The following is a 21,850-nucleotide window of genomic DNA, read 5'->3' as shown; positions in this document are numbered from 1 at the left end:
ATAATCATATTTTGCATTGAAATGCAATGGCTTGTGGAAATACGCAGATTCCGTATCGGAAATGTAAGCCCAGGTTCCAACGGCATCCGGCTCCGCCGCGGGCCCCGAAAACCCCGGAAAATCCGGGTGTTAGCCGGACTTCCACAACCTCCGCCCTGTCGCCGGTTCACGCTGCAAATCGCGCCCCTCGACAAGGTATTGCGCTGGCAAGAAAGCCCCGGCGGCGCACGGAGGGCAACCCGCCACTCAGGTCAAAATAGCCAATGACCGATTTTGACCGTTTCTGCCCGCATGGATGTTTCAATCCGGTTACATTGCCGCGCTCTCGTCACCTTTGCGCCGTTACAGAGCGCGATTAAATTCGTTTTATCGCAAAAAGAAAATCAACGAAGGGGAAGATGATGCATGCGAAAGTCCAGATCACCAGCGGCAACCGCTTTCAGGCTCCAGAGCGCGCTGACCGCCGCCCGAAGCTGGCCCTTCGCCAGCGTGCCAGCGACCACCCGATGGCAATGTTCATGGCGCTGGCTGCTTGCGCCTTCGCCGGCATGGCGTTCACGCCGACGGTCGGTCCGGCCTTCGCTTCGTTGAATCCGCCTGCCAACGTCATCGAAGGTGCGCCGACCACAACCACGACCGCCCGCCTGCCGATGCCAGCGATCGATTTCGCCTGCAAGGGGCAAGCCTGGGGCGCCGAGAGCGTGGATTGCCTGCGCGCCATCGCCCAGCAGTCCGGAACGCACAAGGTCCGCGCGATCCGCATGATCGCCAACGCCGTGCCGGTGACCAGCACGCCGAACATCTTCTGATTTTTGTCTCCGGGTTTCTGCCTGGGCATGATTCCGAAAACAGGTTCCCGTTTGGGGATCATACCCTGACCTCCCCGAGCGCACCTCCAGCGCTCTCCTCGGCTCCCGCCGCACGTCGGCCGGGGGCCTCTTTTTATGCTTTCAACGCGGCCTGCTCGGCAATGGTCGAAAGCACGCTGCGTACATCCAGCGTGCTGAACGGTTTTTCGAGGATCTGGGGCCGCTGCTGCGCCGGCAACGCCTCGATTTCCGCCTTCGCGCCGATGAGGTCGCCGGTGACCAGCACGAAGCGCCGCGCCAGGTCGGGGCGCTCGGCGAGCAGTTCGCGGTAGATCGAAATGCCTGATGTGCCGGGCATGCGCAGATCCGAAAAGACGATGTCAGGCGGCATGTGGCCGCTCAAGGTGGCGGCGCTCGATTCCCAGACCGGCGCGATCCGCGACTTGATGCCCATCAATTCGAGAATGTCGGACAAGGACCCGGCGACGTCAGGCTCGTCATCGATGATCAGGGCATGGCGCAGGCCGCTCGATCGCGGCTGGCTTTCGCCAGCTGCGATCATGCCTGCCGAGATAGCGGGCAACTGGACGACGAAACGCGCGCCTCTCGGCTGCACTTCCTCGAACCAGACATTGCCATTGTGCCGCTCGATGATGGATTTCGAAATCGACAGGCCGATGCCGGTGCCGACACCGACCGGCTTGGTGGTGAAATAGGATTCGAAGATGCGGGAGCGGATGGCTTCGGGAATGCCGGGGCCGTTGTCCTCGACCGAGAAGCCGGGATTGCCCCGGTCGCCACGGAAGCTCCGCACCTTGATCAGCCGATCGCCGGCGACGCCAGCCAGGGCGTGCTGGCTGTTGATGAGGAAATTGGCCGCCACCTGCGTCACGTGGTCGGCGTCGGCCATGGCCAGCAAGGGACCCGGTGCGAAATCGGTATCGATGATGATGCCGCTCGAGCGCGCGCCATAGGCGGTCACTTCGAGAGCGGCGCGGATCACCTGGTTGAGATCGGTCTCGGCCTGCGCCGCCGGATGGAGGCGGACCATCGACAGGAAGCTCTTGACGATGCGCCCGCAGCGCTCGGCGGCGGCGCGCACTTTTTCGGCGCGCACCTTGGTCTGCGGATCGCTTGCGAATTCATGCAGCAGCGTCGATTGCGCGACCACCACGGCCAGCGGGTTGTTGAGTTCGTGTGAGACGCCCGCGAGCAGCGAGCCCATCGCCGCCATCTTCTCGTTCTGGTGCAGCTTCTCGCGCTGCCGGTTGATCTCCTCCTCGGCGCGCAGCCTCTCGCGCAGGTCGCGGATGGAGCCGAAGATCAGCCGGCGGTCGGCGACCCGCATCTCGGTCGCCGTCAGCTCGATCGGAAAGACCTCGCCGGCGGCATTCTGCGTCACCGTCTCGAGCCGCTGGCCGACCATGGGCGCGCCGCGGCCGGACATGTAGTCGGCGCCCGAGGAATAGCCCTTGCGGTAATATTCCGGAACGACGGTATCGAGCAGGTCCTTGCCGAGGATTTCGCTGCGCTGGAAGCCGAACATCTTTTCCGCGGCCGGATTGAATTCGATGATCGATCCGGCCTCGTCGATGACGATGATGGCGTCGAGCGAGGCCTGCAGCATGGTGCGGCGGATCACCTCGCTGGCATGGGCGTCGGAAGGGGAGTGTTCGATGGCGTCGCCGATGGCGAGCGCGATGATGTGCAGCGTCGCCTCTTCCTCATCGGTCCATTCACGCTCCTCGACGCAATCATTGACCGCGAGCGTGCCCCAGAGATGGCCGTGCGCGAAGACCGACACCGACAGGAACGACTTGATGTTCTGCTTTTCGAAATCGGCCCTCAGGAACCCCGAGAGATCACGCGTATGCCCGGCGAATATCTTGCCTTGCCGCTCATCCTCGGCCAGCCGCTCCAGCAGCGGATCCGAATTGACGATCGACTGCATGATGACGGTCGGTGAGGCCAGTTCGCCGCCAAAATCGGGGTCGATCCAATAGGCGGCGACCGACTGAGCGAAACCCTGGCCGGGCAGTTCGCGCAAGCGGAACAGGATGCCGCGCTGGCATTCCATGGCGTGGCACAGCGTTTCCAATACGCCGTCCATTTCGCGCTGCCAGTCGCCTGCCTCGCGCAGCCGGCGCACGACACGCACGGCCGCCATCGCCGCGCCTTGCCTGAAACCCTGCATATCCGTGCTTGCCGTGTCGCCCGTCATTGTCAGCCGCTATTCCAGAGTCACGCCATCGATCGGCTGGCAACGGCCGTGGAGCGGAACCCCCGTGGGTCTGACGCTCAGTTGCCGTCGCCGGTCGGCAGCGAGAAGATATAGCCTTCGCCGCGTACCGTGCGCAGGAATTTCGGATTGGCCGGGTCCGTCTCGATCTTCTTGCGCAGACGCATGATGCGGATGTCGACGGCGCGCGATGATTCCGGATCCTCGGTGAAGCCGATCGCCTCGGAGATCGCAGCCCGGGTCAAGAGCCGGTTGGCGCGGGTCAGGAAAACCTCCAGCACGTCGAATTCGCTCTTGGCCATGTCGATCACAGTGCCGTTGGCGCCGGTGACCAGCCTGCCGTCGAGATCGGCCTGGAAGGGGCCGAAGGCGACGGAGCGGCGGTCGGTCCTGGCTTTCCTGTCCTGCGGCTCTATCGGCTGCGGGACACGGCGCAGCACGCTGCGCACCCTGGCCAGCACCTCGCGCAGTTCATACGGCTTGACGATATAGTCGTCGGCGCCGAGTTCCAGCCCGACGATGCGGTCGAGCGCGGTGCCGGCGGCGGTCGCATAGATGATGCCGATCGGCATTTTCGAGCGCAGCCAGCGGCCGAGCGACAGGCCATCCTCGCCAGGCATGGCGATGTCGAGGATGGCCAGATGGAAGGGCTGCGTCTCGATCAGGCTGCGCGCGGCGGCCGCGGTTTCCGCGGTCGCCACATCATAGCCCGCGGCGCCGAGATATTCGGCGACCGCGTCCCTCAGGTCGGGCTCGTCCTCGACGATGACAATTCTTGCCCGCACGATGCTCTCGCTCCCACTTTCAGTGGAAAGTAGATTGGGTATAAACATGATGTCCAGCACTCATATCCGGTTGCCAGGGAACGGTTGGAAAACATGGCCGCACGAGCCGTCATCGCGCTTGTTTCCGTCGCCGAGGTCGTGGCGACCGAGCTTGCCGACCATCTTGAGCGGCGCGGCCATGACGTGCGTCAGGCGCGGCAGCCCTGGGAGGCGGAATCGCTGCTGGAGGGCAGAGGCATCGATGTCGTCGTCGTCGGGGACAGCCTCAGCCAGGCGGAAGGGCGGGATCTGCTCAGGCGTTATGGCGGCCAAGGCGGGGGCGGCGAACATGGACCGGATTTCATCCTGATATGCCGGCCGGCCGATCTCCTCGACAAGGTGCTGGCGCTCGAGCTTGGCGCCGCCGACGTCGTCGAAAGTCCGCTCAATGTCAGGGAACTCGCCGCGCGTGTCGGCGGCCTGCTTTCGCGGCGTGGCAGGGGCACCCAGGAACTGATCGTGCTGGAGAACGCGACCGTCGATCTGAGATCGGCGATCGTCATGCATCGCTCCGGTACGCAGGAGCAGCTCTCGCCCGGCCAGGTGGCGCTGCTCAGGCTGTTCCTGGCGAGCCCGCGCAAGGTGCTGACGCGTGACGACATTATGGCGGCGGCGCCGGCCGAGAATGCCGACGCCTTCGATCGCTCGATCGACTCGCGCATCGTGCGACTGCGCCGCAAGCTCGATACCGAGACCATCACCACCATACGCGGCGCCGGCTACAGGTTCGATCCGCCGCGGCAGTTCGCCGACTGACGGCTGCCTTTTCCCGCTTGTTCCCCGGATCAGCATCGGCCCTTCCATTTCCGCGCCGATGCGCGCGAGGTTCAGCGCACCACCAGCAATGACGGACCCGAGGCCATGTCGCCGCCGGCGACGAACTCGCTTGCGTGAGCGCGTTCCTTGAGGAGCACGCTGGCGAGTGCGGCAAAGCCGAGCAGACCCTGCGCATAGAGCAGCGCGGAAAGCACGGAAGCTGCGAATTTCGTTTTCATCGTCGGAATTCCCCAAAAAATGCCGGTGTCGCGGGTCGCTTCAGGAAACTCCCGAAGTGCCCGCGCCGCCCACGGAGCCCCCCGTCGCGGCGCGGGCCTTCGGTCCTCTCGGCAGCAAGTTGCCGGAGGGGCCGCGCAAAACCAGCAGCCGAAGGCCAACCCGCCAGAGGGCCTTCAACCGGGCGATGCGCAGGCTGGAAACAATCCAGACCGTGGCGCAAAACAGAGCGACGTGCAGGGTCGAAATCTCGCTCGAACTCATCGCTGCCAGCTTCGCCGCCGGGCGGCGGGCAATGCTGCCGACGCCGCCGATGGCCGCCGCCGCGATGCTGATCCTGAAGAGCCAGGACCGCGTGTTCGTTTTCGTTCCCATGGTCGTTGCCGTCTGCTTTCGTTGGGTCAACTTTTGCCTCCCGTCCGTATCCGGATCATGCCGCCAAAAGCCGCGCTTTGTTGCAGTTTGGTTTCGAAATTCGCCTCCATCCTTTCATATAGCGGCAAGTCGAACTTTCGTTTCGGTATGAATACCTATGTACGTCATCCCTGACCACGTGTTTCGGATGGGATAGTTGCCGACGATACCGATTGCTCTGTTAACCAGGGGAAACAAATTCGAAACACAAACGCGTATTTCGCGAAATATCACCGAAACATGCGGGAGGGATAAGCCACCCATCGAATTGGAGCCGGCCTGATCGGCAGAGAGAGGGGACGTCATGCACACCGCCATTTCCGCAAAGCTCATCAACATCACCGCCGCCGCGTTCATGGGCAGCGTGCTTCTGTTCGGCGCAAACGCCGCCCATGCCGCCAACACCGTCGTGGCACGCGTTTCGCTGTCGCAGCAGGTCATGGAAGTCTCGGTCGACGGCCGGCCGACCTTCGCCTGGAAGGTTTCCACCGGCGACAGGGCGCATGTGACGCCGACCGGCTCGTTCAAGCCGACGCGCATGCACGAGATGTGGTATTCGAAAAAGTACGACAACGCGCCGATGCCGCATTCGGTCTTTTTCAGCGGTGGCTACGCGGTTCATGCCACCTATGCCATCAAGCGCCTCGGCCAGCCGGCCTCGCATGGCTGCGTGCGGCTGCATCCGGACAATGCCGCCGATTTCTACCAGCTTGTCGAGACCTTCGGGCCGGCCAACACCAGCATCGTCATCGTCAAGTAGCAGGCAGGTTGCCGCGCTCGGCCATATGCCGGAGCTGCTGGAGCGACCGCCAAAAAAAGAGGCCGGAAAAATTCCGGCCTCTTTTTTGTTTCTTGCGTCCTGTGCGTCAGCTCGGCAGCGCCGGCATCAGCTTCGGATCCGGCTTTTCCGCCAGATGCGGCAGGTCCTTGCTGGCGATGAAGGTGTAGAACATGGGCACGACGAACAGCGTGAACATGGTGCCGACCAGGATGCCGGTGAAGATGACGAGGCCCATCGAATAGCGGGCCGCGGCACCGGCACCGCTGGAAACGATCAGCGGCACCACGCCCAGCGCCATCGCGGCCGTCGTCATGAGGATCGGCCGCAGGCGCACCTTGGCCGAGGCGATGATGGCGTCACGCCGCCGCATGCCATGCAGTTCTCGCTGCTGGTTGGCGAATTCGACCAGCAGAATGCCGTGCTTGGTGATCAGGCCGATCAGCGTGATCAGTCCGACCTGGGTGTAGATGTTGAGCGTGCCGAGGCCCAAATTGAGCGGCACGATCGCGCCGAAGATCGACAATGGCACCGCCATCATGATGATCAGCGGATCGCGGAAGCTTTCAAACTGCGCCGCCAGCACCAGATAGATGACAATGACGGCCGCGCCGAAAGCGATCAGGATCGTGTTGCCCTGTTCCTTCTCCTGCCGGGACTGGCCGGAATAGTCGATGAAGAAGGTGTCGGGCAGGCTCTCCTTCGCAATGTCCTCGAGGACTTTCAAACCGTCGCCGGTTGTGACACCGGGCAGCGGCAGCGCCGAGATCGTCGACGAATTCAACTGGTTGAACTGCTCGATGGCCGCCGGCGAGGCATTGTTCGAAATCGTGACCACGGCCGACAGCGGCACCATCTCGCCCGTCACGCTGCGTACGAAGTATTGGCCGAGCTTTTCGGGATTGTCGCGGAATTCCTGCGGCACCTGCGGAATGATGTCGTAGCTGTTGGAGTCGCGGTCGAACTGCGCCACTTCAGCGCCGCCGACCAGCAGCGTCAGCGTGCGGCCGATATCGGCGATCGGCAGGTTGAGGGCGGCGGCGCGGTCGCGGTCGATGGTCACCGTCACCTGCGGCGCATCATAGGCCATCGAATTCTGGACGACGATGAAGCGGCCCGAGGCCTGCGCCTTGTTCTTGATCTTCTCGGCTTCCTCGAACACCTGAGCGGAATCGCCGGTCGAGCGCACCACCATGGAGATCGGCAAGCCGCCGCCGGAGCCTGGTAGCGTCGGCGGCGCGAAGACAAAGGCCTGGACACCCGCCACCTTGGCGATACGAGCCGTAATGTCGGCCTGCAGTTCCTTCGAATTGCGCTTCCGCTCCGCCCAATCCTTGAAGGCAAAACCGACGAAGGCGCTGTTGGTCGTGCCGCCGAACGCGACGGCGGAGAACTGCGCCCGTGTTTCGGGGATATCCTTCACCAGGCCCAGGATCTGGTTGACGTAGGTCTCGGTGTAATCGGAGGTCGCATAGCGCGGCCCCGTCACCAGCGAGAGCAGGAAGCCCTGATCTTCTTCCGGCGCCAGTTCCGTCGAGGTCTTGGTGAACATGAAGCCGGTCACGCCGACAAGCGCCAGCACAATGAGCAGCGTCAGCGGGCGATAGTTCAAAGACCCCGTGACGGCGCGCTCATAGACGTGCTCGACACGCGAGAAGGTGCCGTCGACGATGCGCTGGAAGCGGCCGGCATTGCCGGGCTTCAGGAGGCGCGCCGACATCATCGGCGTAATGGTGATGGCAATGACGCCAGACAGCACCACGGATCCGGCAAGCGTCACCGCGAATTCGCGGAACAGGGCGCCGGTCAGGCCGCCGGTGAAGGCCAGCGGCGCGAACACGGCGGCCAGCGTCATGGTCATGGCGACGATGGCCGACGCGATCTCGCGCATGCCGCTGAAGGCCGCTTGCATGGGCGGCATGTGGTCTTCTTCCATGTGGCGGTGGATGTTTTCCACCACCACGATGGCGTCGTCGACGACAAGGCCGATCGCCAGCACCATGGCCAGCAGCGACAGAAGATTGATCGAATAGCCCACCGCGAACAAAAGGAAGCAGACGCCGATCAGCGACAGCGGGATGGTGATGATCGGCATCATCACCGAGCGGAACGAACCGAGGAACAGCAGGATGACGATGACGACGATGGCAACCGCCTCGCCGATGGTCTTGAACACCTCGTCGATCGAGGCGCTGATCTGACCGGTCGCGTCGTAGACGACCTCGATCGTCATGCCTTTGGGCAGCGTCTCCTGAATCTGCGGGACGAGCTTGGTGAGCGCGGCCGCGGTGGTCAGCGGATTGGCCGCCGGGGTTGGGAAGATGGCGAGGAAGGTGCCGGGCTTGCCGTTGAAGGAGACCCTTGTGTCGGTGTTGGCGGCGGCGAGTTCGACGCGAGCCACATCGCGCAGGCGCACTACGTTGCCGTCGGTCGAACGTAGCGGTAGAGCCGCGAACGCCTCGGGCGTCTGCAGCGTCGAGCGCACCGTGATAGAAGAGACGACATATTCGTTCTGGGTGTTGCCGGGCGCCGACAGGAAGTTGGAGTTGTTGATCGCCGTCAGCACCTCGGCAGCCGTCACGCCGCGGGCGGCGAGCCTGACCGGGTCGATCCAGACGCGCATCGAGTATTCCTGGGCGCCGAAGATCTGCACGTCGGCGACGCCTTCGACCGTCGACATGCGGGGCCTGATGACGCGCTCGATATACTCGGTCAGCTGCTCCTTGGTCATGTTCGGATTCTGCATCGAGATGTACATCATCGCGAACTGCTGACCCGTACCCTTGACGATGACCGGGTCCTTGGAGGCGTCCGGCAAGGTGCCGCGCACGCCCTGGACCTTGGACAGCACTTCGGTCAGCGCCACGTCGGGATTGGAACCGAGCTTCATCTGCACCGTCACGGTGCTGGAGGACGGACGGCTGGACGAGGTGACGTAGTCGATGTTCTCGGTCGAGGCGACGGCGCGCGCGATCGGGGCGGAAATGAAGCCCTGGATCAGGTCGGCGCTGGCCCCCGGATAGGCCGTCGTGATGGTGATCGCCGTTTCGTCGACCTTTGGATACTGCCGGATCGACAGGTTGAAGATGCCCTGGAACCCGAGCAGCAGGATCATGCAGGCAAGGACCGTCGAAAGGACGGGCCGGCGGATGAAGAGATCGGAAAAGCTCATTGCTGGTCGGCCTGCTTGTTCGCCGATTTGGTCGGATCGATCGTGTTGTCGACGTTGACGGACATGCCGTTGAAGAGCCGGTTCTGACCCGCGGTGACGACCTCGTCGCCGGCCTTCAGACCCTCGACGATCTCGACCATGCCCTGATTGCGGCGGCCGGGCTTGACGAAGACCTGTGACAGGACCAGCGCCGGCTTGTCGGCTTCCGCCGCCGGCTTGGCCGGATCGGCCGGCTTGGCGGCGTCGGAAGCGGCCTTGTCCGCTGGCTTGGCATCCGCCGGCTTGTCGGTGGCCGCCGCGGCTGGCTTTTCCTCCGGCTTGGCCGGCTGTGCCGGGGCCGCCCCGGCGGGTTTGGCCGGCTGCACCACGAAGATGTAGTCGCCATAGAGGCTGGTGGTCAGCGCCGTCTGCGGCAGTGACAGCACGTCCTGCTCCTCGGGCAGCTCGACACGCACCTGCACGAACTGGCCAGGGGTCAATCTGCCTTCGGGATTGGCGACTTCCGCCCGGATGTTCACCAGCCGGCTGGACGGGTCGATCTTGGGGTCGATGCCACGGATTTTGCCGGCGAAAGGCATGTCGCCGCCGCCCTGGCCAAGCCGAACGGTCTGGCCGATCTGGAGCAACGGCAGCTGCTGTTCGGGAACCGAGAAGTCGACCCGCATCGTGTCCAGATCCTGCAAGGTTACCACGGACGTGCCGGTCGCTAGGTACTGGCCGAGATCGATCTTGGGGATGCCCACCGTGCCGCTGAACGGCGCCCTCAGCTGCTTCTGGTCAAGCACCGCCTGCAGCTTGTTCACCTGCGCGGCGGTGGCCGATGCCGTCGCCCGCGCTGTGTCGAGCGTAGCTTCCGCATTAACGCCGCGCTTCTGCAGTTCGACGGCGCGCGTCAGTGCCGTCTCGACGAGCGCCACTTGCGCCTTCGTCGCTTCGAGATCGGCCCGCTCGACGGCATCATCGAGCTGCAGCAGGACCGCGCCATCCGCAACCTTCTGGTTGGCATGGAAGAGGATCTCCTTGACGATGCCGGCGGTTTCGACGGTCAGGTCGACGCCACGCACCGCGCTGACAGTACCTATGGCCTCGACGCCCGGCGTCCAGTTCGACGGCTTGGCGATGGTCGTCGACACGGTCGCCGCCGGCGGCTTCATGGTGGCGAAATACTGCTTGATGCCGTTGTCGCGCAGGAAGTTGAAGCCGACGATGCCGCCGACCACGATGACGAGCACGGCAAGGACCACAATAATGAGAAAGATACGGAGTATGCGCTTGAACAAGGAAGTCCCCTCAGTCGAAATCCGGCGCGAAGCGCGGACATCAGGACACATATCGACCGCAGGTCCCGATTTCAAATAATGGCGGCCTTACTGTACCGTCTGGACGGTCTTGTCAATTGGGCCTAAGCTTGCTTAGGGAGGCGCCATGAGAGCCCAACGACCGAATTCGCGCGAGAAGATTCTCGCCGCGGCGGCTGATGTTGCCCGGGAATCCGGGCCTGGTAGCCTGTCGCTTGATGCCGTCGCCAGCCGCGCCGGCGTGTCGAAGGGCGGACTGCTCTACAATTTTCCCACCAAGGCCAAATTGATGCAGGGCCTTGTCGAAGGTTATCTACGCGATTTCGAGCAAGCGCTGGAATCGGCGAACAGCAACGACAACGACAAAAATCCCCTCGCCGTCTATATCAAGCTGTCAGCGGAGGATTGCGAGGAAAAGCAGCCGTCCGCATCCTGGATCTTTTCGGCGATCGCCGAGGATCCCGATTTCATGACGCCGATAAAGACATTCAAGCGGCAGCTTTTCGAGCGCCTGAAAGGCGAGACGCCGGACCTCAAATCGCTGCTGGTCTGCTATCTCGCCATCGAAGGACTGCGCAGCATGAACCTGTTCGATTCCGACGTGCTGTCGAAGGACGAACGCGAGCTTTTGGTATCCTCACTTCTCGATATCGCCAAATAGGCTGCCTGGCCGGCGAAGGACGCCGCCGCAGCCGTCGTTCAGTCGACGGCGCGTTCGATATCCCGGCGCAGGACGATCGCGGTTGTCAGGTCCTCGACGCCGCCGAGAGTGGCAACGAGGTCGCGCAGTGTGTTGAGGCGGTCGATCGACGGTACTTCGACCTCGACGATGAGATCGAGCTGGCCGCTGACTGATGATACCCGCCGGACCTCCGGATAGCGCGCCAGCTGGTCGAGAATGCCGATCGACGGCGTGCGGGTGAGCGTTACCAGCAGAAAGGCGCGGATCAACCCTGGGTCCAGTTGGCCGATATCGGCCCGATACCCTCTGATAACGCCGCTCTTTTCCAGCGAGGCAACCCGTTCGCTCGTCGCGCTGCGCGACAGGCCGATGCGCCCCGCAAGCGTTTTCAGCGGGATGCGCGCCTCCTTCGACAGGATGCCGAGAATGTCCCTGTCCTTGGCGTCCAGTTCCTTCATTGCGCGCGCTCCATACGGTTCCGTCAATGTGCCGGGCAATGCGGTCATTGTGCCGGTATAACCGACGCTTTGCCGGATGCCCGATTTTCTGGCCCATGCCAAGCTTGACAAATCAGATCCGGATTGCCCGATGACCAACGTCTCATACCCAGCGCCTCAAATCTCGCAGACCGAGGCCGTCGATATCGCAACGCGGCACTTCGGCATTGCCGGCAGCGTCACACCGCTCGACAGCGAACGCGACCGGAATTTCAAGCTGACCGCTCCAGACCAATCGCTCTGGATCCTGAAGATCGTCAACGCCAGCGAGCCGCTCGTCGAAAGTGAATTCCAGACCGCGTTGTTCGATCATCTGGAGCGCCATAGTCCGGACCTCGCCGTGCCGCGTCTCAGGAAGACGGGGCGGGGCGCTTCGCTGGCCCATACAAAAGTGCCGGGCGGCGAAGATCATGCCGTGCGCCTGGTGTCATGGCTTCCCGGACGGCCGCTGGCCGAGAGCACGCCCAGTCCGGCGCTGCTGGAAAGCCTGGGCGGCGCGCTTGGCCGGCTCGATCGTGCCCTGCAAGGCTTCATCCATCCCGGCGCATTGCGCTCTTTCGACTGGGACATTCGCCAGGCAGGTGCCGCGCGGCAACGCCTTCACCACATTGACGACGAACAGGACCGCGCCTTGCTAGAGCGGTTCCTCGATCATTTCGATGCCGAGGTGGCGCCCCGGCTGTCGGCATTGCGAACGCAAGTCATTCACAATGATGCCAATGACTGGAACGTGCTCGTCGATCTCGAAAGGCCCGAGCGTGTCGCCGGGCTGATCGATTTCGGCGATGCGCTGCACAGCGTGCTCATCGCCGAGGTTGCCGTCGCCTGCGCCTATGCCATCCTCGATGCAGAGGATCCGATCGGCGCCGCCGCCCGTCTCGCCGCCGGCTTCCATGCCGAGTATCCATTGCGTGAGGAAGAACTCGACCTGCTCTTCGATCTCATTGCGATGCGTCTCGTCACCTCGGTGACGCTGTCGGCGGCACGCAAGGACCGCACAGCCGACAATCCCTACCTGTCGATCTCGGAAGCACCGGCCTGGCGGCTGTTGCGTCGTCTGGGCAGGATGAACCGGCGCTTCGCGACGGCGATCCTGCGCCATGCCTGCGGCTTCGAAGCCGCCTCCGGAGCGCGCGCCGTGACAGGCTGGATCGCGGCCAACCGCACGCAACTTCTGCCGATCCTCGACCGTCACCCGGCGACGCTTGCCAAGGCGCTCGTGCCCTATGGCGATCCGCAAAATCCGATGACGGTGACGTCGGCGACACAGCAGCCCGACAAGGCGACCGAATGGTGGGATGCCTATTGTGCCGAACATGGCGTCGCGCTCGGCATCGGTCCCTGGGGCGAGGCTCGCACCGTCTATACCAGCGACATTTTCGAGTCGCGTTTCGTCGAAGGCGCGCGCCGCGCTAACCATCTCGGCCTCGATCTTTTCATGCCGGCGGGCACACGGCTCTACACGCCGCTCGCCGCGACCGTCAGGAGCGTCGAGATCGAGGAGGATCCGCTCGGCTATGGCTGTCTCGTGGCGCTGGAGCATGTGCCGCCGGGCTGCCCGCCTTTCGTCACGCTGTGGGGGCACATGGCGCATGAGGCTGGGCGGCGGCTGAAGGCCGGCGACCGGCTTGAAGCCGGCGCGCTTGTCGGCGAGATGGGTACGCCGGCGGAAAATGGCGGCTGGGCGCCGCATCTGCATTTCCAGATATCGACGAATACGAGCCTTGCCGCGCGCGACATCCTTGGGGTCGGCGAGGAGCGCTATCTCGACGTGTGGAAGGAATTGTTTCCCGATGCCGCGGACCTTGCCGGAATTCCGCCCGAAACCTTCCGCCAGAGCGGCCGGTCGCGTCCAGAGATCGTCGCCGCACGCAAGGCGTCACTGCTGCCCAATCTCTCCATCTCCTATTCCGAGCCGATCAAGTTCGTGCGCGGCGAAGGCGCCTGGCTGATCGACGATCGCGGCCGCGCCTATCTCGACTGCTTCAACAATGTCTGCCACCTTGGCCATGCGCATCCCGATGTGGTCGAGGCGATCGCGAGGCAGGCGGCCAAGCTCAACACCAACACCCGTTATCTGCACGATGCGATCGTCACCTATGCCGAGCGGCTGACGGCGACGCTGCCCGCCGGCCTGTCGGTGGCGTCCTTCGCCTGCTCGGGCAGCGAGGCCAACAGCCTGATGCTGCGCATGGCGCGGACCCATACCGGGCGCAGCGAGGCGATCGTGCTCGACTGGGCCTATCACGGCACGACGCAGGAACTGATCGACCTCAGCCCTTACAAATACAAGCGCAAAGGCGGCAAGGGGCGCCCGGCGCATGTGTTCGAAACGGTCATTCCGGACAGTTACCATGCTCCGGCGGAGTGGCCTGAGGGCGAGCATGCAAAGCGGTTTGCCGAGAGCGTCACCGAGCAGATCGCCGATATGGCGAGACAAGGCCGCGCGCCCGGCCTGTTCCTGGCGGAATCGATCCCCAGCGTCGCCGGCCAGGTGTTCCTGCCCGAGGGATATCTCAGGGAAGTCTACGCGATGGTGCGTGCCGCCGGCGGCATCTGCGTCGCCGACGAGGTGCAGGTAGGCTTTGGCCGTGTCGGCAGCCATTGGTGGGCTTTCGAAACCCAGGGGGTGACGCCCGACATCGTCACCATGGGCAAGCCGATCGGCAACGGCCACCCGATGGCGGCCGTGGTGACGACCACGGAGATATCAGCCTCGTTCAACAACGGCATGGAGTATTTCAACACCTTCGGCGGCAATCCGGTGTCCTGCGCGGCCGGGCTCGCGGTGCTCGACGTCATCGAGCGCGACGGGCTGAGGCGCAATGCGCTGGAGATCGGCGACTATCTCATGGCGCGCTTCAAGGCGCTGCAGGCCCGCTACGAGATCATCGGCGACGTGCGCGGCCAGGGGCTGTTCCTCGGTATCGAACTGGTCGAGGACCGCAAGAGCAAGAAACCTGCGACCGCCCTTGCCCGCCGCATCAACGACGGGGTTCGGGCACGCGGCGTGCTGATCGGCACCGAAGGGCCGCATGACAATGTGCTGAAGATGCGCCCACCGATGATCTTCAGCAGGGCCAATGCAGATCATCTGGTCGGCGTTCTCGATGAGACGTTGGCCGCGGTTCTGGCGGAACTGGCTTAGGACGACACCGCGCAAGGAGGCGCGCGGGCGGAATTCAGGATCAACGATTTCAGGAACGTCCGGCGCGTCACGTGCCGGCGGGAGGAGAGGCTTTGCCTCATCAAGGGAGGAAACCATGAAACATGCAATCGTCAGCGCGCTCTTGCTCGCATCGGCCACTTTGCCGGCCAAGGCGGACACATTCGACATCGTCAAGCAAAGGGGATCGATCATCTGCGGCGTCAGCCAGGGCGTCGCGGGCTTTTCGGCGCCCGACGACCAGGGCAAATGGAGCGGCTTCGATATCGATTTCTGCCGCGCGGTCTCGGCCGCCGTCTTCGGCGACCCCGACAAGGTGAGTTACGTGCCGCTGTCGACCAAGGAGCGCTTCACGGCGCTGCAGGCCGGCACCGTCGACATTCTGTCGCGGCAGTCGACCTGGTCCTTGTCGCGCGACACCGGCATGGGCATCCATTTCGTCGGCGCCGCCTATTATGACGGCCAGGGCTTCATGGTGCGCAAGGACCTCGGCGTGGACAGCGCGCTGAAGCTCTCAGGCGCCACGATCTGCGCCGAACAAGGCACGACGACCGAGCAGAACGTCGCCGACTACTTCACCGCGCACCAGATGAAATACGAGGCGGTCGTCATCGATTCCGCCGACAGCATCATCAAGGCGTTCGATAGCGGCCGCTGCGATGTCTACACCACGGACGCCTCGGCGCTCTATGCGCAGCGCCTGAAGCTGACCGATCCCGCCGCGTTCACGGTGCTGCCGGACATCATCTCGAAGGAGCCGCTCGGCCCAGCCGTGCGCAAGGGCGACGACAAGTGGTTCGACATCGTGCGCTGGACGCTGTTTACGCTGATCGAGGCGGAAGAGGACGGCATCACGCAGGCCAATGCGGAAGCCTCGCTGAAGTCGCAGAATCCGACGATCCGCCGGTTCCTCGGCGTCGAGGGCGACAATGGCAAACAGCTCGGGCTCGACCCCGCATTCGCCTACAATATCGTCGCCAAGGTCGGCAATTACGGCGAGATGTTCGAACGCAATCTCGGCCAGTCCAGCCAGCTGAAAATCGCGCGCGGCATCAATGCGCTGTGGAACGCCGGCGGCCTGATGTACGCGCCGCCGGCGCGCTGACACCTGCCGGCGAACCGGGTGCCCCAGGTCCGCGCCCGGCGATGCTCGCCGATGTGAAAGGGGGGTGATGCGCGACCTCGACGCATTGCCGCCTCCACCGCTCTTGGCCATGATGGTCGGATAAAAACGTTTTTATTCTTCTTGAAAACGTTTTTATCCGATGATACGGATGCCGACCTGAGGAATGGGTCGCCGTTGATGGCAGAGAACAGAGAACCCGAACGCCGAGAGTTTTCGCCAACGATCAAGACGTTGGCCGCCCACACCGGCTATTCGATCGCCACCATTTCCAAGGCGCTGCGGGGATCGCCGGTCGTCGCGCGGCCGACAAGGGATGCCATCGTCGCCGCCGCGCGGGAACTGGGCTATCAGGCGAATGCGCGGGGCATGGCGCTGAGGACAGGCAAGACCTATCGGGCCGCGGTGCTGATGCCGATAACGTCCGCCGTCGGCTATGAATGGGACGGTGTCGAATACACGCAGATCCTGAGCGGCATAAGCCAGGCGCTGGAAGACAGCGACTATCAGCTGTCCGTGCACGGCTTCCGGAGCTTTGGCGATGCCTTCGACATCGCCCGCCGCATCGTCGACCAGAGCGCGGCCGACGGCCTGATCTTTTCCGGCGTGCTGGCCGATGATCCCCGTATCGACATGCTGGTCGAAAGCGGCTTTCCATTCGTGTCACTTGGCCGTTGCCGCAAGCCCCTCGTCTACGCCCATGTCGATGTCGACAATGAATGGGCGGCGTTCACCGCCACGGCGCGGCTGATCGCGGGCGGACATGAGCGTATCGCCCTGATCAACGCGGATCGGCGTCTTTCCTATGCCCTGGACAGGATCGACGGATTTTCGCGGGCCTTTCACGAGGCGGGTCTTGCCGCGTCGATCGACCTCGTGGCCGACGGCGACCTGTCCACACGCTTCGGCCGCGACAGCGCGCTCAGGCTTCTTGGCCTGCCCAATCCGCCCACCGCCCTGGTCTGCATCAATGAATCCACCACGCTCGGCGTCCTGTCGGCGCTGGGCAGCCTTGAACGGCGCGTCGGGGTGGATGTCGACGTCATCGCCTATGACGACATCAACGTCAGCGCCTATTTCACTCCGCCGATCACGACGTTCTACCAGCCGATCGAGCTTCTCGGCCGCAAGCTCGGCGAGTTTCTGCTGCGGCGCATGGCGGGCGAGGACCCGGCGGAACTCGCCCTGGTGTCGAGACCCGAACTCATCGGCCGGCAGCCGGACAATCTAGGCGGGCGAAACCGCAGTTAACCATCAAAATGGGAGGAAGAGCATGAAGAAAATCCTGATCGGGCTTGCGCTTGCGCTGCTGACAGCCGGCGCTACCAGCGCCGCCGACCTGGGCGGCAAGGTTCTGAAGGTCGGTTCCGACACCACCTCGCCGCCGATGGAAAGCGTCGACACGGCGACCGGCCAGATCGTCGGCTTCGACGTCGACGTCCTGAAGGCGGTCTGCGGCAAGATCAACTGCAAGGCCGAATTCGTCACCACCGGCTGGGACGGCATCTTCGCCGCCCTCGACCAGGGCAGTTTCGACCTGGTCGCCTCCGGTGTCTCCATCACCGACGAACGCAAGAAGGCGATGGATTTCTCCGACCCTTACATCGTCAACAGCCAGGCCGTGCTCATGCGGGTGGAAGACGAGGGTCTATCCCTCGATGACTTCAAGGCGAAAGGCAAGAAGCTCTCGGCGCAGGCCAACACCACCGACGCGCAGGTCGCTGAAAGCATTGTCGGCAAGGACAATGTGGTCGCTTACGACAGTTTCGCGGCCTCGGTCATCGCGCTGAAGAACAAGGACGTCGACGGCGTTGTCATCAACGGCGCCAATGCCGCCGCCTATGAAAAGGAATTCGCCGGCGAGCTGGTCGTGCCGATCAGAAATCTCCAGTCCGATCCTCTCGGGCTGGTCTTCCGCAAGGGCGACGAGAACATCGCCGCGTTCAATGAAGGGCTGAAGGCGATCAAGGCCGACGGCAGCCTCGACGCGCTGATCGCCAAATACTGGGGCGCAAAATAGCCGCTTGAAGGACTTCGGCTCCGGCGCCTGGCGCCGGAGCCATGGGAACGGGAGGACGGGACCGGATGCAGCTTCTCATGCGCCTGCGGCCCAGCAATCTGATCATCGTCGCGGCGTTGCCGTTCATCGTCTATCTCTTTGCTTCGTCGGTTAACTACCAGCGCTCGCTTCGCGCCATCATCGGCGTGGAGAATGGCTCGTCGGCCTTCGTGCCGGGCTTCCTGGCGCTTGCCGTCGCGTTTATCGCCGGCCTTGCCGTGGTTGTGTTCTCGCGCGCCTCGTCCAGATCGCCGCGCCTCGCGGTCGTTGCCGCCGGGATCAGCCTTGCCACCACCGTGGTGCTCGCGACAACCGGCCTGGTCCATCCCTTCGCGGCATCGGTCGTGGCGAACGCGGTCGATCCGTTCACCTCCGACCTGGTGGTTCAGGGCGTCACCCCACGGCGATTGACGGATGCCGCCGACCTCATGGTGCGCGGTCAGGCCGCTATGCTGTTGCGCGCCTATCTGGGCGTGACGATCGTGGCGCTCGGTATGTTCTTCATCGGCGCCGGTCGTGAGACCGGCAACCCGATGCAGCGTTTTGCGCGCTTGGCGCTTGCGGCGGTGAATGGGGTGGGCTTGGTCTTTATCCTGCTTTTCGCGCATATCGCATTCGCCGCGGGTGTCGCCACGACGATCCGCGCCGCCATCGCGGCCTACATACTGGCGGCAATGATGGGGCTGCTCTGGGTCGGGCTCCTCAAGCTCAAATACAGCTGGCGGGCCGACCTGACCTGCATCGCGGCAACCATCCTCATGGTTTGCGCCGCAACGTGGCTCCTGCTTCAGCCGCGCGACAGCTACGTGCTCGTCGGTTCTCTCGCCGGGAAGGTCGCGGTCACGTCCGGCACGCCGTCCGGCATACTCGGTGCGGTCCGCTATGGGCAATTTCCGGGCGGCCCCGACAACAACGAGGTGCCGCTGCGCACCTTTCGGGGCGCGCGGGAGGCGATCGACGCGATCGGCAAGATCCCGGATGTCAGTGCCGCGCTCGTTCCGGCCGCGATCGCGGCGGACGGACTGCAGGTGCTGTGGCGAACGGAGGCGTTGAACGACCGCGACAAGGCGTTCGGCATCACGATCGCGGTGCTGGCGATCGTGCTCGGCCTGCTGACTTTCGGCGGCCATATCCACCGCAGGCATCCACTGTCCATCGGGTCGGAATTCATCGTCGACACGATCCGCGGCATCCCGATGCTGGTCATCGTGCTCTATGTCGGCTTGCCGCTCGCCGGAGCGCTCAAGGACGCGACGCAGGGCGTGGTCGATCCGCCGAACCTGGTGCGCGGCATCGCCGCCATGGCGCTCGCCTATTCCGCCTATCTCGCCGAGATCTTCCGCTCCGGCATCAATGCAATCCCGGCGGGCCAGATCGAGGCGGCGCACAGTCTCGGCCTCAACGGCTGGCGCACCGCCCGGCTGGTCGTGCTGCCGCAGGCTTTCCGCATCATCATCCCGCCGCTCGGCAATGAGCTGATCGCCATCCTCAAGGACACGTCGCTCTTGTCGATCCTGTCGATCCGCGACATCACGCAGCGCATGCGGGAATTCCAGTCGGCAAGTTTCCTGCCGTTCGCGCCCTACAACTCAGCCGCCATCTTCTACATTTTCCTGACGCTGGCCGCGGCAAGCCTCGTCAGCACCATCGAGAGAAAATATGACATCAAGCATCGATAACGCTCGCCGGGCCCTCGAAGCCCGCGCCTCCGGGCTGGTCTTTCCCCGGGGCTTCGTGTTCGGCGCCGCGACCGCGGCCTATCAGATCGAAGGCGCGCCCCACGCTGACGGCAAGGGCGAAAGCATCTGGGACCGGTTCTGCCGCATTCCGGGTGCGATCGTGGACGGCTCGAGCGGCGATGTCGCCTGCGACCACTATCATCGCTGGAAGGAGGATATCGCCGTGCTCGAGGCGCTCGGCCTTGGCGCCTACCGCTTTTCCTTGGCATGGACGCGGCTTCTTCCCAAAGGTCGTGGCGAGGTCAATACCAAAGGCATCGCCTTCTATGACCGGCTGATCGATGATCTGCTCGAAGCCGGTATCGAGCCCTATGCAACGCTCTACCATTGGGACCTGCCGCAGGCACTGCAGGATCGTGGCGGCTGGTACAACCGGGAAACAGCCGCCGCCTTCGCCGATTATGCCGGGCTTGCCGCCCGCAGCTTCGGCGATCGTGTCAGGAAATGGACGACGCTCAACGAACCGTGGACGTTCTGCTGGTCGGGACACGCGACCGGAGAGGACGCGCCGGGATTCCGGGACGGCGTGAAGGGCGGCGTGGCTGCCAGTCATCATGCCTTGCTGGCGCATGGCCTGGCCGTTCCGGTCATCCGGGCCGAGGTGGCGGATGCTCAGGTTGGCATCGTCTTCGATCTCAACGTCGCGGAGGCCGCCAGCGACCAGCCGCGTGATGTCGCCGCGACACGGCGCTTCGACGGCGCCCAGAACCGCTGGTTTCTCGACGCCGTCTTCAAGGGTGCGTATCCGGAGGACATGCTGGCGCTCTATGGCGATCTGTTGCCGCCGATCCACTCCCAAGACAATGAGATCATCGCCGCGCCACTCGACTATCTCGGCATCAACATCTACCGCCGCTCGGTGATCGCGGCGGGTGACGAACTGGCGCCGCTGAGCTGCCGGCGGGTACAGCCGGAAGGCATTTATTCGGCGGTCGACTACGAGATCTGGCCGCGCTGCATGTACGACATCCTGCGCTACGTGAACGACCGCTATGCGCCGCCGGCGATCTACATTTCCGAGAATGGGGTCGCCACGACGCCGGAAACCGTCGGCAAGGACGGGCATGTCTGGGATGATCTGCGCGCAACCTATTATGTCGACCATCTCGAGCAGGTGGCCAAGGCGGCGGCCGAGGGCGTGCCGGTGCGCGGCTATTTCGCCTGGACGCTGACCGACAATTTCGAATGGGCCTATGGCTATACGACGCCCTTCGGCATCACCCATGTCGATTTCGCGACGCAGCAGCGCCACATCAAATATTCCGGCGACGTCTATGCCATGATCGCCCGGCAGGAGACCGCGCCCGTCGCGAAGAGCGCCTGACTTGGCTGGAGACGGGCAAGGCGACCGCACGGTTCTCATAACGGGCGCCGGGCGCGGGCTGGGCCACGAACTGGCACGGCAATACGCCCAGCGTGGCTGGTGCGTGATCGCGTGTGGGCGCATGCGTCCGGCCCAAGGTTTCGAAGATGGAATCGAGTTCCAGCCACTCGATGTCGCGGATACGGCTTCCATCTCCGACCTTGCCTCGCGCCTCGCCGGCAGGCCACTGGATGTGCTTGTCAACAATGCCGCCATCCGCAGCGGAAACCCTGGCCTGCACAGCTTCGCCCCGGATGAATTCCTGAAGGTCATGCGGACCAACGCGCTCGGCCCGCTGCTGCTGGCGCGGGCGCTGCGACCGAACCTGGTCGTGGGACGCATGGGGGTCATCGCCAATATCGGCAGCCGTGCCGGGTCGATGGCCGAGGGACTGATTGATGATTACGATGACGACTATGCCTACCGTTGCTCGAAGGCAGCGCTCAACATGGCAAGCGCTCAACTGGCGCAGGATTTACGCGTCGACGGGATAACGGTGTTGTCACTGCATCCGGGCTGGGTGAAGACTGACATGGGGGGCGATCAGGCGGTCTTGGCTGTCGAGGACAGCGCGCGGGGCCTGCGCATGGTGATCGACAGCGCCACGATTGAGAATAGCGGCTCCTTCCAGACCCTCGATGGCACGCATATCGGGTGGTAGCCAGATGGTGCTGCCTGTCTACGCCCGATGCCC

18 protein-coding genes are annotated in these 21,850 nt (G+C 63.8%); 11 read left to right on the top strand and 7 right to left on the bottom strand.

Translation table 11 applies throughout. The features are described from left to right. Window positions 1-401: 401 nt before the first annotated feature. Window positions 402-809: a hypothetical protein gene (locus tag EN850_RS24575; protein ID WP_127872167.1), complete on the top strand. Its 408-nt coding sequence runs from the start codon at window positions 402-404 to the stop codon at window positions 807-809. A gap of 133 nt (window positions 810-942) precedes the next feature. Here the strand turns inward: EN850_RS24575 and EN850_RS24570 are convergent, their stop codons facing one another. Together EN850_RS24570 and EN850_RS24565 are read right to left on the bottom strand one after the other, a co-directional pair. Beyond that, window positions 943-3,030: a PAS domain S-box protein gene (locus tag EN850_RS24570; RefSeq protein ID WP_167531408.1), complete on the bottom strand. Its 2,088-nt coding sequence runs from the start codon at window positions 3,028-3,030 to the stop codon at window positions 943-945. Between the two features lie 77 nt (window positions 3,031-3,107). Continuing rightward, window positions 3,108-3,881 (bottom strand): response regulator transcription factor, encoded by a 774-nt coding sequence (locus tag EN850_RS24565; RefSeq protein WP_189522880.1) that lies wholly within the window; start codon window positions 3,879-3,881, stop codon window positions 3,108-3,110. 45 nt (window positions 3,882-3,926) lie between these two features. Here EN850_RS24565 and EN850_RS24560 point away from each other — a divergent pair, with 45 nt between their 5' ends. After that, window positions 3,927-4,628, top strand: coding sequence for a response regulator transcription factor (locus EN850_RS24560; protein WP_136092462.1), 702 nt, complete (start codon window positions 3,927-3,929; stop codon window positions 4,626-4,628). A gap of 71 nt (window positions 4,629-4,699) precedes the next feature. Here the strand turns inward: EN850_RS24560 and EN850_RS24555 are convergent, their stop codons facing one another. Next, window positions 4,700-4,867, bottom strand: a complete 168-nt coding sequence (locus tag EN850_RS24555; RefSeq protein WP_127275745.1) for a hypothetical protein — start codon at window positions 4,865-4,867, stop codon at window positions 4,700-4,702. Between the two features lie 40 nt (window positions 4,868-4,907). Next, complete coding sequence (locus EN850_RS24550) at window positions 4,908-5,240, bottom strand: hypothetical protein (protein ID WP_136092461.1); 333 nt, start codon at window positions 5,238-5,240, stop codon at window positions 4,908-4,910. 343 nt (window positions 5,241-5,583) lie between these two features. On the opposite strand from EN850_RS24550, the gene EN850_RS24545 reads away from it, so the two are divergent. After that, window positions 5,584-6,039: a L,D-transpeptidase gene (locus EN850_RS24545; protein WP_127275743.1), complete on the top strand. Its 456-nt coding sequence runs from the start codon at window positions 5,584-5,586 to the stop codon at window positions 6,037-6,039. Between the two features lie 106 nt (window positions 6,040-6,145). Here EN850_RS24545 and EN850_RS24540 read toward each other — a convergent pair whose 3' ends face one another. Further along, the gene (locus EN850_RS24540; protein WP_135920087.1) at window positions 6,146-9,229 is read right to left on the bottom strand and encodes an efflux RND transporter permease subunit; all 3,084 of its coding nucleotides are present in this window, start codon (window positions 9,227-9,229) and stop codon (window positions 6,146-6,148) included. After that, window positions 9,226-10,509 (bottom strand): efflux RND transporter periplasmic adaptor subunit, encoded by a 1,284-nt coding sequence (locus tag EN850_RS24535; RefSeq protein ID WP_135920089.1) that lies wholly within the window; start codon window positions 10,507-10,509, stop codon window positions 9,226-9,228. Before EN850_RS24535 ends, EN850_RS24540 begins: the two co-directional genes overlap by 4 nt. A gap of 145 nt (window positions 10,510-10,654) precedes the next feature. On the opposite strand from EN850_RS24535, the gene EN850_RS24530 reads away from it, so the two are divergent. Further along, a complete protein-coding gene (locus EN850_RS24530) occupies window positions 10,655-11,188 on the top strand; it encodes a TetR/AcrR family transcriptional regulator (RefSeq protein WP_127278764.1) in 534 nt (177 codons plus the stop codon). 38 nt (window positions 11,189-11,226) lie between these two features. On the opposite strand, the gene EN850_RS24525 is transcribed toward EN850_RS24530, so the two are convergent. Continuing rightward, window positions 11,227-11,667: an Lrp/AsnC family transcriptional regulator gene (locus tag EN850_RS24525; RefSeq protein ID WP_136092460.1), complete on the bottom strand. Its 441-nt coding sequence runs from the start codon at window positions 11,665-11,667 to the stop codon at window positions 11,227-11,229. 130 nt (window positions 11,668-11,797) lie between these two features. On the opposite strand from EN850_RS24525, the gene EN850_RS24520 reads away from it, so the two are divergent. From EN850_RS24520 to EN850_RS24490, 7 genes are all read left to right on the top strand, one after another. Next, complete coding sequence (locus EN850_RS24520; protein ID WP_136092459.1) at window positions 11,798-14,854, top strand: aminotransferase class III-fold pyridoxal phosphate-dependent enzyme; 3,057 nt, start codon at window positions 11,798-11,800, stop codon at window positions 14,852-14,854. A 115-nt stretch (window positions 14,855-14,969) separates the two neighbouring features. Beyond that, window positions 14,970-15,977 (top strand): amino acid ABC transporter substrate-binding protein, encoded by a 1,008-nt coding sequence (locus tag EN850_RS24515; RefSeq protein ID WP_136092458.1) that lies wholly within the window; start codon window positions 14,970-14,972, stop codon window positions 15,975-15,977. A 198-nt stretch (window positions 15,978-16,175) separates the two neighbouring features. Then, on the top strand, window positions 16,176-17,246 hold the full coding sequence (locus EN850_RS24510; protein ID WP_135918133.1) for a LacI family transcriptional regulator: 1,071 nt from the start codon (window positions 16,176-16,178) through the stop codon (window positions 17,244-17,246). 22 nt (window positions 17,247-17,268) lie between these two features. Continuing rightward, entirely contained in the window at window positions 17,269-18,015 is a 747-nt protein-coding gene (locus EN850_RS24505; protein ID WP_135863048.1) for a transporter substrate-binding domain-containing protein, read from the top strand. A gap of 65 nt (window positions 18,016-18,080) precedes the next feature. Then, window positions 18,081-19,733: an amino acid ABC transporter permease gene (locus EN850_RS24500; protein WP_136092457.1), complete on the top strand. Its 1,653-nt coding sequence runs from the start codon at window positions 18,081-18,083 to the stop codon at window positions 19,731-19,733. Then, on the top strand, window positions 19,714-21,117 hold the full coding sequence (locus EN850_RS24495) for a GH1 family beta-glucosidase (RefSeq protein WP_136092456.1): 1,404 nt from the start codon (window positions 19,714-19,716) through the stop codon (window positions 21,115-21,117). The genes EN850_RS24500 and EN850_RS24495 overlap by 20 nt, the downstream gene beginning before the upstream one ends. Window position 21,118: 1 nt before the next feature. Then, window positions 21,119-21,817, top strand: a complete 699-nt coding sequence (locus tag EN850_RS24490) for an SDR family oxidoreductase (protein ID WP_136092455.1) — start codon at window positions 21,119-21,121, stop codon at window positions 21,815-21,817. Window positions 21,818-21,850: the final 33 nt, after the last annotated feature.

Origin of the sequence: Mesorhizobium sp. M8A.F.Ca.ET.207.01.1.1 (genome assembly GCF_004794715.1) — a bacterium.
Classification (GTDB): Bacteria; Pseudomonadota; Alphaproteobacteria; order Rhizobiales; family Rhizobiaceae; genus Mesorhizobium.
Note: the sequence above shows the minus strand (reverse complement) of the source record. Positions and strands in the feature narration are given on the sequence as shown.

What these genes read in the sequence shown, in the direction of transcription:
- EN850_RS24540 (WP_135920087.1), bottom strand. Translation starts at nt 9,229, where the DNA reads ATGAGCTTTTCCGATCTCTTCATCCGCCGGCCCGTCCTTTCGACGGTC.
- EN850_RS24570 (WP_167531408.1), bottom strand. Translation starts at nt 3,030, where the DNA reads ATGACGGGCGACACGGCAAGCACGGATATGCAGGGTTTCAGGCAAGGC.
- EN850_RS24495 (WP_136092456.1), top strand. Translation starts at nt 19,714, where the DNA reads ATGACATCAAGCATCGATAACGCTCGCCGGGCCCTCGAAGCCCGCGCC.
- EN850_RS24500 (WP_136092457.1), top strand. Translation starts at nt 18,081, where the DNA reads ATGCAGCTTCTCATGCGCCTGCGGCCCAGCAATCTGATCATCGTCGCG.
- EN850_RS24560 (WP_136092462.1), top strand. Translation starts at nt 3,927, where the DNA reads ATGGCCGCACGAGCCGTCATCGCGCTTGTTTCCGTCGCCGAGGTCGTG.
- EN850_RS24510 (WP_135918133.1), top strand. Translation starts at nt 16,176, where the DNA reads ATGGCAGAGAACAGAGAACCCGAACGCCGAGAGTTTTCGCCAACGATC.
- EN850_RS24520 (WP_136092459.1), top strand. Translation starts at nt 11,798, where the DNA reads ATGACCAACGTCTCATACCCAGCGCCTCAAATCTCGCAGACCGAGGCC.
- EN850_RS24525 (WP_136092460.1), bottom strand. Translation starts at nt 11,667, where the DNA reads ATGAAGGAACTGGACGCCAAGGACAGGGACATTCTCGGCATCCTGTCG.
- EN850_RS24545 (WP_127275743.1), top strand. Translation starts at nt 5,584, where the DNA reads ATGCACACCGCCATTTCCGCAAAGCTCATCAACATCACCGCCGCCGCG.
- EN850_RS24555 (WP_127275745.1), bottom strand. Translation starts at nt 4,867, where the DNA reads ATGAAAACGAAATTCGCAGCTTCCGTGCTTTCCGCGCTGCTCTATGCG.
- EN850_RS24530 (WP_127278764.1), top strand. Translation starts at nt 10,655, where the DNA reads ATGAGAGCCCAACGACCGAATTCGCGCGAGAAGATTCTCGCCGCGGCG.
- EN850_RS24505 (WP_135863048.1), top strand. Translation starts at nt 17,269, where the DNA reads ATGAAGAAAATCCTGATCGGGCTTGCGCTTGCGCTGCTGACAGCCGGC.
- EN850_RS24565 (WP_189522880.1), bottom strand. Translation starts at nt 3,881, where the DNA reads ATGTTTATACCCAATCTACTTTCCACTGAAAGTGGGAGCGAGAGCATC.
- EN850_RS24515 (WP_136092458.1), top strand. Translation starts at nt 14,970, where the DNA reads ATGAAACATGCAATCGTCAGCGCGCTCTTGCTCGCATCGGCCACTTTG.
- EN850_RS24575 (WP_127872167.1), top strand. Translation starts at nt 402, where the DNA reads ATGCATGCGAAAGTCCAGATCACCAGCGGCAACCGCTTTCAGGCTCCA.
- EN850_RS24550 (WP_136092461.1), bottom strand. Translation starts at nt 5,240, where the DNA reads ATGGGAACGAAAACGAACACGCGGTCCTGGCTCTTCAGGATCAGCATC.